Origin of the sequence: Bradyrhizobium barranii subsp. apii, from assembly GCF_011516635.5 — a bacterium.
Lineage (GTDB): Bacteria > Pseudomonadota > Alphaproteobacteria > Rhizobiales > Xanthobacteraceae > Bradyrhizobium > Bradyrhizobium barranii.
Genome location: NZ_CP096255.1, coordinates 7881470 through 7894442, shown reverse-complemented (window position 1 = coordinate 7894442; position 12973 = coordinate 7881470). Strand labels below are relative to the sequence as shown.

Genomic DNA, 12973 nt, shown 5'->3' with positions numbered 1-12973 from the left:
GCTCATTTGCCCCAGCGTGCGAAGGCGACCGAGGCCGCGGTCGAAAGCCCGAACACGACCATGGCGCCGCCGACCAGCGCGAACAACGTCCAGGCCGGCGCCTGCGCCATCATCAGGCCGACGCCGCCGATCGCGACGATCAGAAGCCGGGCGGTGGAGGCGAGCACCGGACCGCCGACGCGCGCCGCGCCTTGCGAAGAGAAGTACAGCGACACGCCCATGCCGAAGAACGCGAAGGCCGGACCTGCCCAGTGGAAATAGCTGTGCGCCGCCGCGGTGACGCCGGGATCCCCGGTGAAGAGCGATACCCACAACGCCGGATCAAGCGCGATGACGAGGCCGATCAATCCGACGGTCAATCCCGAAGCCGCGGCTGCGGTCCAGGCGACACGCCGCGCGCGTTTCACATGTCCGGCGTCCATCGCCATGCCGACCATCGGCACCGAGGCGATGCCGAAGGCGAAGGTGATCGGGATCAGCAGGAATTCCAGCCGCGAGCCGATGCCGTAGCCGGCCAGCATCTCGGTGCCGAAGGTCGCGAGGATTTTTGTGAAGATCAGAATCGTGAGCACGGTCTGGAGCGGCGACAGGCAGGCGACCGCGCCGACCTTGAGGATGTCCAGGAACATCGCGCGTTCGAAATGGAAGGCGCGGACCTTCAGCGGCAGCCGGCTGCGGCCGGACAGCAGATACCAGAGGAAGAAGATCGCCGCGCAGGTGAAAGCGATCAACTGGCCGGCGGCGACACCGGGCATGCCGAATTGCTTCACGCCGAACAGGCCGAGCCCCAGCGTGCCGCCGAGCGCGATCTGGAGCGCGCTCGCCCCGATCAGAATCATCGAAGGCAGGCGCATGTCGCCGGTGCCGCGGATCACCGAGGCCAGCGTGTTGACGAGCCAGATCGCGACCGCGCCGGAGAACAGCATTTGTGAATAGCCGCTGGCTTCCTCGAGCACGCGCTCGCGTCCGCCGAGCAGCGTGAAGAAGCTGCGGCCGAAGGCGAGCATCATCACCGTGAAGAACAGTCCGCCGCAGAGGCCGATGATGGCGGCGTGCAGCGCCAGCGTCGCGGCGCGGTCAGATCGCCTGCGCCGAGCGCGCGGCTGATCGCGGACGAAACGCCGCCGCCCATCGCGCCCGCGCTCATCATCTGCGTCAGCATCGCGAACGGAAACACCAGCGCGATCGCCGCCAGCGGAATGGTGCCGAGCCGGCCGATATAGGAGGTCTCGGCAATCGCAACCAGCGTGCTGCCGACCATCGCGATCATGTTGGGGATCGCGAGCCGCAGCAGGGTCGGCAGGATCGGCGCCGTCAGCAGGCTCGCAATGGAAGCGACCGGTGCATGTGGCGGCGCGGCGTCTGCGGAGGCGTCGATCGTCATGTTCACCGGGCGGAATATTGGATGACGATCGACATCTTATCGGGCGCAGCATCTTCGCGCCAGTCCTCCCCTCACGCAGGGCTCACCAGGGCAGGCCGCATAGGTCGATGGTGCCCAGCGTCGGCGCGCGGACGATGTTGAAGACGTACGGCGCCATGTAGTCGAAGCGGATCCGACCCTCCGGCTGCTCGCAATAGACCTCGCCCTTGAAGGGCAGCCAGCTGCGGGCTTCGTAGAACGCAAAATTGTTCGATTCGGAGAACAGCAGCCCGAAACGGACCGCCTCGTTGGCGCGCATGGTGTGGATGGCTGCGTCGATCGCCATGGTCGCGTAGCCGCGGCCGCGCCGGTCCTCGCGGGTGCAGACCCCGCCGATGCCGCCGATGTGAACCTTCTGTCCATTCCAGGTGACGGTACGGAAGTAGATGCCGACGTGGCAGACGAGGCCGTCCTCGGGCGTCTCGATCAGCACGCGAAGGTCGGCATTGGCCCATTTAACGTGGCTCCACGACGGCTTCTCCGCGGCGTCTTGGCCCCAGACCGCGCTGAGCAGCGGCTTTGCGATCGGCCACGAGGCGTCGCCGTTCAGAATGTCGATTTCGATGCTCATCGCTCTCTCTTCCGCATCTCCGCGCCGTGGTGCGTTCGTTCTGCCATAAGCGCCTCAAAGGCAATGATATTTTACAGCCTGTCGAAGCGCGCCCCACGATGCGTCGATTTTATGCAATCCGGCCAATCGGCCGCATCACGCAATTTCGCAAATTGGCGGTATTTAACGGCGGTGGAACCTTCTATAAGAGTCCCCGTTAAGCCAGTTCCCCATCAGTCGCGGACAACAACCCATGACCTTTACGCTGCCCCCACTCCCTTACGCCTATGACGCCCTCGGCCAGTTCATGTCGAAGGAGACGCTGGAATTCCACCACGACAAGCATCATCAGGCCTACGTCACCAACGGCAACAACGCGCTTAAGGGCACCGAATGGGAAGGCAAGTCCCTTGAGGAGATCGTCAAGGGCTCGTTCGGCAAGAACCCGGCCGTGTTCAACAATGCCGGCCAGCACTACAACCACATCCACTTCTGGAGCTGGATGAAGCCCAATGGCGGCGGCACCAAGCTGCCGGGCAAGCTCGAGAAGAAGATCAACGAGGACCTCGGCGGCTTCGAGAAGTTCAAGACGGACTTCCAGGCGGCCGGCGTCGGCCAGTTCGGCTCCGGCTGGGCCTGGCTGCAGGTCAAGAACGGCAAGCTCGAAATCTCCAAGACCCCGAACGGCGAGAATCCGCTGGTGCATGGCGCCACCCCGATCCTCGGCGTGGACGTCTGGGAGCACTCCTACTACATCGACTATCGCAATCGCCGTCCGGACTATCTGAAGGCGTTCGTCGAGAACCTCGTGAACTGGGAATACGTCGAGTCCCTGTTCGACAAGGCCTGAGCCATCACACTTTCCGGGTGCGGCATCGCCGCTCCGGGATGACGAACTCGAAAAGGCGGTCGCATGCGCGGCCGCCTTTTTGCTGTGCGGAATTCGGTTGCTGCTTCGCATGGGCCTGCGCGAGGTGCGCATCGCTTCCCGCCATCGTACTGTTTGCATCGCGTGGGCGGCGCCCTTAATCAGGATGGGCATCACCCTCGAGCCCACCGAGCCCGTTGTCAGAGCCTTCCCCGAGCAATCCGGCGCCTGCCGAGGACGCGGAGTCCGAGCCGCGGCCGGGGCGTGTGCGCAAGCCGATCGGCTGGTCGACCATCATCATCGCGGTGCTGGTGGCGGTGAGCGCGGGCCTGGTCTGGCGGCGTGATGGCACAGACGGTGTCCTGGAGATTCTCACGCACGACCTCTCGCTGTTCGGCGGCATCCTGCCGCGCGTGCTGGCCGGCTGCCTGCTCGGGGCCTTCATCTCCGAGATCCTGCCGCACGAAAAAGTCTCGCGCTCGCTCGGGCCGAAATCCGGCCTGATGGGCCTTTTGATCGGCACCGCCTTCGGCGCGATCCTGCCGGGCGGACCCTTCACCGCCTATCCGGTGGCGAGCGCGCTGCTCGCCGTCGGCGCCGATTTCGGCGCCACCATCGCCATGGTCGTGAGCTGGACCCTGATCGGGTACGGCCGCGCGGTGGCCTGGGAAATCCCGATCATGGGCACCGACTTCACGCTGTGGCGGATCCTGATTTCGCTGCCGCTGCCGGTGCTCGCCGGCGCGCTCGGCCGCTTCGTCTATGTCCGGCTTTATCCGCAGCCGGCCGCGAAGGACGACGAGACTTGAGCGCCGCGCTTCTGATCGACATCCTGCTGTGGGGCTCGGTGTTCGGCGTCGGCCTGATCGCCTTCCGCCGCGGCCCACCGGTGTTCAAGGCCTCGCTCCGCGAAGGCTCCATGGACTTCATCAACATCGTGCCGCGCATCGCGCTCGGGGTGATCGGCTCCGGCTACATCGCCGCCATCATCCCGCAGGAGGTGATTACCGGCTGGCTCGGGCCGGACAGCGGCTGGCTCGGGGTTGCGACGGCCGTGGTCGCCGGCGCCGCCACGCCCGGCGGACCCGTGATCGGCTTCTCCATCGGCACGGTGGCGCTGAAGTCGGGCGGTGGGGTGCCGCAGGTGGTCGCCTATGTCGTCGCCTGGGCCCTGTTCGCCTTCCAACGGGTGATTCTGTGGGAAATCCCGTTCATGCCGGCCCGGTTCGTCTGGTTCCGCTGCGCGGTGTCGGTGCCGTTCCCGTTCGTAGCCGCCGCCATCGCGATGGTGATCGGCAAGCCCTGAGCCGGCCGTGGACAGGGGTGATGTTATAATATAACGTCGCTGGCATGGTTCCCGCCGCGTCCCACGCTCATCACCACGACCACGTTCATGGCCAGTCCCATGACCATTCTCATGGCGACGGGCATTCGCATGGGCACGACCACACCCACGCCCATGTCCATGATGCGGCCTCGCCCCATCCGGCCCAGGACGCGCCCTGGTCGATCCTGCGCATGACCATGGCCGGCCGCCTCGCGGCCGCGCTTGCCGTCTGCGCCGTGCTCTGGGGCGTGGTCTTCCTGGCGATGAGGTGACCATGGCGGCCGTGCACTTCCATAATGTCACGCTCGGCTACGACCGGCATCCGGCCGTGCATCATCTCAACGGCGAGGTCGCCTCCGGTGAGCTGGTCGCCGTGATCGGCCCGAACGGCGCCGGCAAGTCGACGCTGTTGCGCGGCATCGTCGGCATCCTCCGGCCGCTCGACGGCAGCATCCATCTCGGCGGGCTCGATAGCCGCGATATCGCCTATCTGCCGCAGAGCGCGGAGATCGACCGCAGCTTCCCGATCTCGGTGTTCGACTTCGTCGGCACCGGGCTGTGGCGCGACGCGGGCCTGTTCGGGGGCATCGGCAAGGCTGCGCGGGAGAAGATCCTGCGCGCGATCGCTTCCGTCGGCCTCAACGGCTTCGAGAACCGCCCCATCGGAACGCTCTCGGGCGGGCAGATGCAGCGCATCCTGTTCGCGCGCGTGCTGCTCCAGGACGCGCGCCTGATCGTGCTCGACGAGCCCTTCAACGCGATCGACAGCAAGACCACGGCCGATCTGCTCGCGCTGGTGAAGCACTGGCACGGCGAAGGCCGCACCGTGCTCGCCGCGCTGCACGACATGGAAATGGTGCGCAACCATTTCACCGAAACGCTGGTGCTGGCGCGCGGCCCCGTGGCCTGGGGACCGACGGCGGAGGTGCTGACGCCGGAAAACCTGCTGGTCGCGATGCGGATGTGCGAGGCTTTTGACGATAGTGCCACGGCTTGCGCCGAGGACGGACACTCGCGGGCGGCGTGATCGCAGATGATCTATGACGCGCTGATCGGCCCGTTCACCGAATTCGAGTTCATGCGGCGCGCGCTTGCCGCCGTGATCGCGCTGTCGCTGGCGGGCGCACCGATCGGCGTGTTCCTGATGCTGCGGCGGATGAGCCTCGTCGGCGATGCCATGGCACATGCGATCCTGCCTGGCGCGGCCGTCGGCTTCCTGCTCTCCGGCCTCAATTTGTTCGCGATGACGGCCGGCGGCCTGGTTGCAGGCTTTGCGGTTGCGATCCTCGCCGGCGTGGTCGCGCGTTCGACCGGGCTGAAGGAGGACGCCTCGCTTGCGACCTTCTATCTGGCCTCGCTGGCGCTGGGTGTGACCATCGTCTCGATCAAGGGCACCAATATCGACCTCCTACACGTGCTGTTCGGCAACATCCTCGCGATGGACGACCAGACCCTGCTGGTGGTGGCCTTCAACGCCACGGTGACGCTGCTGGTGCTCGCGGTGATCTATCGCCCGCTGGTGATCGAGAGCGTCGATCCCCTGTTCCTGCGCACCGTCAGCCGTGCCGGCGGCCCCGCGCATCTCGCCTTCCTCGCGCTCGTCGTGATCAATCTCGTCAACGGCTTTCAGGCGCTCGGCACCTTGCTGGCGGTGGGCCTGATGATCTTGCCGGCCGGGATTGCCCGGTTCTGGTCGCGCGATCTCACGGTCATGATCTGCATCGCCGTCGTCGCTGCCGCCGTCTCAGGCTATGCGGGCCTCGTGCTATCGTTTCAGACCCGCGTGCCGTCGGGTCCTGCGATCATTCTGGTGGCGACGGTGCTTTACATCGTCTCGGTCCTGTTCGGCCGCGTCGGTGGTATCGTCCGGCAGATGTTTCCCGGCCGGCATCTGGAAGCGTGACGATGCGGCGTCTCCTGCTTTGTGTGCTCCTGCTGATCGCCTCGCCGCTGCATGCGGCCGAGCGGCTCAACGTCGTCGCGAGCTTCTCGATCCTCGGCGATTTCGTCCGGAACGTTGGCGGCGATCGGGTCGACGTCACGACGCTGGTCGGCCCCGACAGCGACGTCCACGTCTACACGCCCGCGCCAAGCGACGCGAAGCGGATTGCGGATGCAAAGCTCGTCATCGTCAACGGGCTCGGCCTCGAAGGCTGGCTGCCCCGTCTGGTGCAGTCCGCAGGAAGCAAGGCGCAGGTGGTCACCGTGAGTGCCGGCATCGTACCGCTGAAGCTCGGCTCGGCCGCGGATCCGCATGCCTGGCAGTCCGTCCCCAACGCCAGGATCTATGTGAGCGACATCGCCAATGCGTTGGCCGCGACCGACCCTGACGACGCCGAGTTCTTCCGCGCCCGGGCAAAGGCCTATCTGGACAAGCTCGAAGCGCTCGACCGCGAGGTGCGGGAGGCCGTGGCGAAAATCCCGCCGGAGCGGCGCAAGGTGATCTCCACCCACGACGCCTTCGGCTATTTCGCCGCCGAATACGGTGTCCAGTTCGTGGCCCCCTTGGGGGTCTCCACGGAGACCGAGCCCAGCGCGCGGGACATCGCCGCCATCATCGGCCAGATCAAGGCCCAAAAGATCCCGGCCGTGTTCCTGGAAAACATCAGCGATGACCGCCTGATCCGGCGGATCGCGGCCGAGACCGGGGCCAAGGTCGGCGGGACCCTGATTTCGGACGGTTTGACCGGCGAAAAGGGGCTTGCACCCACTTACATTGATATGGTCAGGCACAATATAAAGGCCCTGACCAGCGCGCTTGACCACTAGGGCAGGGGGCCACCCCGCCTCGCGTCGCGCGGAAAAGCCCGACCCGGAGTTGTCATGTCTGAAGCGTCCCAAAAAATTCCCGTGACCGTGCTGACCGGCTATCTCGGCGCCGGCAAGACCACGCTGCTGAACCGCATCCTGTCGGAAAACCACGGCAAGAAATACGCCGTCATCGTCAATGAATTCGGCGAGATCGGCATCGACAATGACCTCATCATCGGCGCCGATGAGGAAGTGTTCGAGATGAACAACGGCTGCATCTGCTGCACCGTGCGCGGCGACCTCGTGCGCATCATGGACGGCCTGATGAAGCGCAAGGGCAAGTTCGACGCCATCATCGTCGAGACTACCGGCCTTGCCGATCCCGCGCCCGTGGCCCAGACCTTCTTCGTCGACGAAGACGTGCAGAAGAACGCGCGGCTCGACGCGGTCGTCACGGTCGCCGACGCCAAATGGCTGTCGGACCGGCTCAAGGACGCGCCCGAGGCCAAGAACCAGATCGCGTTCGCCGACGTCATCGTGCTGAACAAGACCGATCTCGTCACCAAGCCGGAGCTTGCCGAGGTCGAGGCTCGCATCCGCGCCATCAACCCCTATGCCAAGCTGCATCGCACCGAGCGCTGCTCGGTCGCCCTGGCGGACGTGCTCGACCGCGGCGCCTTCGACCTCGACCGCATCCTCGACATCGAGCCGGATTTCCTGGAGGCCAATGATCATGACCACGACCATGATCATCACCACCATGGCCACGACCATCACCACCATGATCACGGCCACGGCCTGAAGCACTATCACGACGAGGACATGCAGTCGCTGTCGCTCAAGACCGACAAGCCGCTCGATCCGAACGTGTTCATGCCCTGGCTCCAGAACCTGGTGCAGGTGGAGGGCGGCAAGATCCTGCGCTCCAAGGGCATCCTCGCCTTCCACGACGATGATGACCGCTATGTCTTCCAGGGCGTCCACATGATGCTGGAGGGCAACCACCAGCGGAAGTGGAAGGACGGCGAGCCGCGCGAGAGCCGCCTCGTCTTCATCGGTCGCGAATTGCCGGAAAAGGCCATTCGCGAGGGTTTTGAGAGCTGCATCGTCTCGTGATGAAAGAGTTTACGCCGGCCCCCGATTCCGCCTCGATCGTCTCCGTCACCGATCGCGTCAAGCCTGTTACGCTCGGCATGGGCGTGAACTCGGTGTATTTCCTTGGGCCCCGCGCCGCCTTCGTCGGTGGCGAGGAGAATGTCGCGTTCGTCGACGCCAAGGGCGAGATCACGACGGTCGCCGTGCATGGCGGCGGCATTCTGTCGACCGCCTCCGACGGCAAGCGCCTCATCATGGGCGGCGACGACGGCAAGGTCGTGTCGCTCGACGCCAAGGGTGAGGTGACGCTGCTCGCCACCGACCCCAAGCGGCGCTGGATCGACGCGGTGGCGCTGCATCCCGACGGTGCCTATGCCTGGTCGGCCGGCAAGACGGCCACCGTCAAGAGCGGCAAGTCCGAGGAGAAGTCGCTCGAGGTGCCCTCGACCGTCGGCGGCCTCGCCTTCGCGCCAAAGGGCCTGCGGCTCGCGATCGCCCATTACAACGGCGCGACGCTGTGGTTTCCGAACATGGAAGGATCGGCCGAATTCCTGCCCTGGGCCGGCTCGCATCTCGGCGTCACCTTCAGCCCGGACAACAAGTTCCTGGTCACCACGATGCACGAGGCGGCGCTGCACGGCTGGCGGCTTGCCGACAACAGGCACATGCGCATGACCGGCTATCCCGGCCGCGTCCGCTCGATGTCATGGAGCGCGGGCGGCAAAGGATTGGCGACTTCGGGTGCCGACACAGTCATCATCTGGCCGTTCGGCAGCAAGGACGGCCCGATGGGCAAGGAGCCCGCGATGCTCGCGCCGCTGCAGGCGCGCGTGTCCGTGGTCGCCTGCCATCCGAAGAACGACATCCTCGCCGCCGGCTACAGCGATGGCACCGTGCTGATGGTGCGGCTCGAGGACGGCGCCGAGATCCTCGTTCGCCGCAATGGCACGCCTCCGGTCGCCGCGATTGCCTGGAACGCCAAGGGCACGCTGCTGGCCTTTGCCGACGAAAATGGGGACGGCGGTCTACTGGAGCTATGAGGCCGACTATCCACAGCCTCTCCCTGTTATGTTATTTTTGTTATCGTGTAACATAACCGACAAGCAGCCTCTGTAGGGTCGCAGATGTAGAGAGCACGGCGTGCAATTTCGAATTGCTGCCGCGCGATCGAATGTGCCTGGCGCCGGTTTGTCCGGGGCCAGTGTGCATTTCGAATCCTCGCATCAACACGCGCTACCGCAGGGAATTCAGATGCCCGTCATCCCCGATCTTCCGACCATCACCAGCATCACAGCGACCGATCCGACCCAGACCGACGCCGGAACGGTGCACTACACCGTCACGTTCTCGAAGCCTGTTCTTGGCGTCACGATTGATCAGTTCAGCCTTGCAACGAGTGGCAGCATCGGCGGCGCGGGCATCACCGACGTGACACCGGTCGCCGGCAGCAACCTTTCGAGCTATACGGTCACGGTGAATACCGGATTCGGCTCCGGCTCGGTGGCGCTCCAGTTCACGGGAAGCAACGTCCACGATACCAATGGTTACTATGTCGGACCGTACCAATCCGAATCGAAGCTGACCGTAAACAGCCCGACGTCCTTCGCGATCGGCGACGTCAACGGAGACGGGAAGCTGGACGTTGTGATGGGGACAAACTTTTTCGTCAACCCGAGCTACGTCAGCGTGGCGCTGAACGACGGCACCGGTCACTTCTCCTCAGCCTCGAACACCTCGAGCCCAGGCCTATTGCCCTTGCTGGCGCTTGCCGATCTGAATGGCGACGGCAAGCTGGACATCGCACAGGTCACCCTCGACGGTACCGTGACTGTTCGTCTCGGCAACGGTAACGGCACGTTCGGGGCCAACACGAGCTATTCCGCCGGCAGCGGCGTCTATCAAACACCTAAAGTGATCGACGTGACCGGCGATGGCGTGCTCGACATCGTCGTCGGCAGCACGGTCCTGCCAGGAAATGGCAACGGTACGTTTGGGACTGCCATCACCACGAATCTCGGCGTCGGCTCCATCGCCTATGGCGACTTCAATAGAGACGGCAAGCTCGACCTCGTGACGAGGAATTCGACCAATCTGGCAATAGCGCTGAGCTTCGGCAATGGTGACGGCACGTTCCAGGCTCCGTCGTCCCCGGTCGGGACGGCGACATCTGTCCTCACCGGCGACTTCAACGGTGACGGCAAGCTCGACATGGCGGCCGTCAGCAGCGCCACAATCTCGATCCTGCTCGGCAACGGCGACGGCACTTTCACCTCGTCCGGGACGACTCTTCAGGCGGCGGGTACGATCGGATCCGGCGCGGTCGCCGACATCAACGGCGATGGCGTGGCTGATCTCGTGGTCGTCGGAACCAACAACACGCTCTCGACCTTCTTCGGTCACGGCGACGGCACGTTCGGGCAAGTGAGGATCTCGCCGCTCGACAAGACCGCCGGGCAGATCGGCGCCGGTGACCTGAACGGCGACGGCAAGGCCGACGTTCTGGTCGGATATCAATTCGGCACCAATCCTTTCACTCAAAGTTCGGGCACCGATATCCTGCTGACCGGTTCATCCAGCGAGACGGGACCGGCGTACACGATCGTACGGACGTCGCCGGCTCTGACCATCACCGACGGGGACGTCACCCTCGGCGCCGACGGCAACAATTACATCAACGCGGCGCATTTCCATGGTGGGGCGACGACGTTGGCCGGCACCGGCAATGCCGGCGACACCATCTCGGTCACCGACGCCATGACTCACGCAGTCGTCGGCACGGCCACGGTCGGCCAGAACGGCACGTGGAGCCTCGGCGTGTCCGGCCTGCAGGACGGCGCCACTTACAGCTATGTCGCGGCTGCGACCGACTCCCACGGCAACAGCAGCGTCGGCCCGGCGTTCACCTTCACGGTCGATGCGACCGCATCGCTCGGGATCACGGGCATCAATTTGTCGGCCGACTCGTCGGTGTCAAACCCGAAGGTCACCCTGCAGGGGACGACCGACGTGCTCGTCTCCAGCGCGACCGGATCGTGGCAGTTCAATAGCCAGGTCGTGGCATACGGATTGACGACGATCGTGGCTAGATTCTCGGATGCCGCAGGCAATGTCGGCGCCTCGCCGACCTATACGCTCATCAGGGGCAACTATACGCTTGTCTCCAGCACGCAGCTCGCCAACGCGGTGGTTGTCGACAGTTTCTTCACCGTGGATTCCAACGCCGCGGAGACCGGCGCGATCGTTCTCTCTGGCGCGGGCGAAATCGTCCGCGGGACCTCGACCGGGGCAACGATATACAATGGTGGGAGCCAAGGGCTCGAATACGGCACGGCGACCGGGACCCTGGTGCAGGCTGGCGCCACTCAGCTCGTGAGCTTCCAGGGGACCGCCAAGGACACGGTGCTTTATGGCACGCAAACGGTCGGCAACACGGCGATCCACACCACGATCAAGTCGGGCGGACTCCAGAACATCTACGTCAACGGCAGCACCTACGGCACCGTCATCGAGGCTCTTGGCACCCAAAGCACGGCCGGCGCCGACCACGATGCGACTGTCTTCGGTACGCAATATGTGACGGGCAGCAGCGCGAATGCCACGATCGGCTCGGGTGGCAATCAATACGATTACGGCACAGCGACCGGCGCAATGGTCCAGAGCGGCGGCTCCCAACACGTCTATCAGGGCGGCAGTGCCAGCGGCACCACCGTTGCTGCGGGCGGCTATCAGGACGTCTACCAGGGGACGGCCACCAACACCGTGCTCGCCGGCAATCAGCAGGTGCTTGCCGGTGGCCAGGCTGCCGGCACCGTCATCAATGCCGGTGGCCGGCAATATGTCGGCTCCGGTGGCGCGACCACCAATACGACCATCGCGATCGGCGGCTTCCAGTATGTCGACGCCGGCGCCACCGACAGCGGTGCGACCATCGCTGGTGGCCGGCAGTACATCGTCGGGTCAACGACGAGCGCGACCGTTGGCGCAGGCGGCGTTCAGTACGACTACGGGACGTCTATCGCGGTTCTTGTCGAGAGCGGCGGCATCCAGCATGTCTATCAGGGCGGCAGTGCGGATGGCACGACCGTTGCGGCGGGCGGCTATCAGGACGTTTCCCAGGGGACAGTCACCAACACCGTGCTCGACGGTGAGCAGCAGGTGCTCACGGACGGCCATGCCACCGGCACCACCATCAATGCCGGCGGGCGGCAATATGTCGGTTCGGGCGGCGCAACCACCGCCACGACCATCGAGACCGGCGGCTTCCAGTATGTGGACTCCGGCGCCACCGACGGCAGTGCCACGATCAGCGGCGGCTACCAGTTCGTGGCGGGCACGGCGACCGGCGCCACCGTCAGCGGCGGCGGCGAGCAGGATGTCGGCGCAACCGGCATCGCTGCGAATTCGCATCTCGACGGCGGTAGCGAGCATGTCTACGCCGGGGGCCTGCTCCAGAACGTCGATTTCGGCGGCTCGAACGGCGCAACGCTGGTGCTCGACGCGCCGACGGGCCTGTCTGGCGCGATCGCCAATTTCGGCGCTGACGACACCATCGACTTCCGCAACACGGTGGTCAGTAGTGTCGATGTCGACAGCGCGAACAATCTGACGGTCACGACCGACGGCGGCCAGAGCTACTCCTGGGCGCTGCTGGCGCAGTACGCAGCTTCGTCCTTCGTGCTCGCGGCCGACGGCAACGGCGGAACGATGCTGAGCTATGTGCCGCCACAGCAGACCTTGCTCGCGGCCGCTCACTAAGGCAGGCAAAACCAAGACGGACGGGCATTGGCTTCCATAGCGCCGATGCCCGTTCAAATTGACCGCGGCGCAACTCTCGCATGGATCGTCTGTCGATCTTGCGAGGGACCGGTTTCTGCGAGGCACAGGCTCCCTGCGTTATGTTGTTTATCGTTAATGTGTAACATAACCGACAAGCAGTCCCTGTAGGGTCGCAGATGTAGA

Annotated in this window: 11 protein-coding genes and 1 pseudogene; 10 read left to right on the top strand and 2 right to left on the bottom strand. The window is 64.9% G+C overall.

What is annotated here, in order from left to right; genetic code table 11:
* Positions 1 to 2: 2 nt before the first annotated feature.
* Positions 3 to 1384: pseudogene (locus HAP41_RS37855) on the bottom strand (MATE family efflux transporter).
* An 82-nt stretch (positions 1385 to 1466) separates the two neighbouring features.
* Complete coding sequence (locus tag HAP41_RS37850; protein ID WP_166082717.1) at positions 1467 to 1994, bottom strand: GNAT family N-acetyltransferase; 528 nt, start codon at positions 1992 to 1994, stop codon at positions 1467 to 1469.
* Between the two features lie 232 nt (positions 1995 to 2226).
* Between HAP41_RS37850 and HAP41_RS37845 the strand changes: the two genes are divergently transcribed.
* From HAP41_RS37845 to HAP41_RS37800, 10 genes are all read left to right on the top strand, one after another.
* Positions 2227 to 2823, top strand: a complete 597-nt coding sequence (locus tag HAP41_RS37845) for a superoxide dismutase (RefSeq protein ID WP_166082753.1) — start codon at positions 2227 to 2229, stop codon at positions 2821 to 2823.
* A gap of 215 nt (positions 2824 to 3038) precedes the next feature.
* Positions 3039 to 3650 (top strand): permease, encoded by a 612-nt coding sequence (locus HAP41_RS37840; protein ID WP_166082772.1) that lies wholly within the window; start codon positions 3039 to 3041, stop codon positions 3648 to 3650.
* Positions 3647 to 4147: a hypothetical protein gene (locus HAP41_RS37835; protein ID WP_008138982.1), complete on the top strand. Its 501-nt coding sequence runs from the start codon at positions 3647 to 3649 to the stop codon at positions 4145 to 4147. Before HAP41_RS37840 ends, HAP41_RS37835 begins: the two co-directional genes overlap by 4 nt.
* A gap of 44 nt (positions 4148 to 4191) precedes the next feature.
* On the top strand, positions 4192 to 4440 hold the full coding sequence (locus tag HAP41_RS37830; protein WP_063985728.1) for a hypothetical protein: 249 nt from the start codon (positions 4192 to 4194) through the stop codon (positions 4438 to 4440).
* A 2-nt stretch (positions 4441 to 4442) separates the two neighbouring features.
* On the top strand, positions 4443 to 5195 hold the full coding sequence (locus tag HAP41_RS37825; RefSeq protein ID WP_166082779.1) for a metal ABC transporter ATP-binding protein: 753 nt from the start codon (positions 4443 to 4445) through the stop codon (positions 5193 to 5195).
* Between the two features lie 6 nt (positions 5196 to 5201).
* Positions 5202 to 6071 carry a metal ABC transporter permease gene (locus HAP41_RS37820; protein ID WP_063985726.1) on the top strand — a complete coding sequence of 290 codons (870 nt, stop codon included), beginning with the start codon at positions 5202 to 5204 and terminating at the stop codon, positions 6069 to 6071.
* Between the two features lie 2 nt (positions 6072 to 6073).
* Positions 6074 to 6937, top strand: a complete 864-nt coding sequence (locus tag HAP41_RS37815; protein ID WP_166082796.1) for a metal ABC transporter substrate-binding protein — start codon at positions 6074 to 6076, stop codon at positions 6935 to 6937.
* A gap of 54 nt (positions 6938 to 6991) precedes the next feature.
* Positions 6992 to 8035, top strand: a complete 1044-nt coding sequence (locus tag HAP41_RS37810; protein ID WP_166082804.1) for a CobW family GTP-binding protein — start codon at positions 6992 to 6994, stop codon at positions 8033 to 8035.
* On the top strand, positions 8035 to 9054 hold the full coding sequence (locus HAP41_RS37805) for a WD40 repeat domain-containing protein (protein WP_166082812.1): 1020 nt from the start codon (positions 8035 to 8037) through the stop codon (positions 9052 to 9054). The genes HAP41_RS37810 and HAP41_RS37805 overlap by 1 nt, the downstream gene beginning before the upstream one ends.
* A gap of 211 nt (positions 9055 to 9265) precedes the next feature.
* Positions 9266 to 12769 carry an FG-GAP-like repeat-containing protein gene (locus tag HAP41_RS37800; RefSeq protein ID WP_166082815.1) on the top strand — a complete coding sequence of 1168 codons (3504 nt, stop codon included), beginning with the start codon at positions 9266 to 9268 and terminating at the stop codon, positions 12767 to 12769.
* Positions 12770 to 12973: the final 204 nt, after the last annotated feature.

Excerpts from the sequence above, each read along its gene's own strand:
- HAP41_RS37850 (WP_166082717.1), bottom strand. The coding sequence starts at position 1,994 with ATGAGCATCGAAATCGACATTCTGAACGGCGACGCCTCGTGGCCGATC.
- HAP41_RS37845 (WP_166082753.1), top strand. The coding sequence starts at position 2,227 with ATGACCTTTACGCTGCCCCCACTCCCTTACGCCTATGACGCCCTCGGC.
- HAP41_RS37830 (WP_063985728.1), top strand. The coding sequence starts at position 4,192 with ATGGTTCCCGCCGCGTCCCACGCTCATCACCACGACCACGTTCATGGC.
- HAP41_RS37825 (WP_166082779.1), top strand. The coding sequence starts at position 4,443 with ATGGCGGCCGTGCACTTCCATAATGTCACGCTCGGCTACGACCGGCAT.
- HAP41_RS37820 (WP_063985726.1), top strand. The coding sequence starts at position 5,202 with ATGATCTATGACGCGCTGATCGGCCCGTTCACCGAATTCGAGTTCATG.
- HAP41_RS37815 (WP_166082796.1), top strand. The coding sequence starts at position 6,074 with ATGCGGCGTCTCCTGCTTTGTGTGCTCCTGCTGATCGCCTCGCCGCTG.
- HAP41_RS37810 (WP_166082804.1), top strand. The coding sequence starts at position 6,992 with ATGTCTGAAGCGTCCCAAAAAATTCCCGTGACCGTGCTGACCGGCTAT.
- HAP41_RS37805 (WP_166082812.1), top strand. The coding sequence starts at position 8,035 with ATGAAAGAGTTTACGCCGGCCCCCGATTCCGCCTCGATCGTCTCCGTC.
- HAP41_RS37800 (WP_166082815.1), top strand. The coding sequence starts at position 9,266 with ATGCCCGTCATCCCCGATCTTCCGACCATCACCAGCATCACAGCGACC.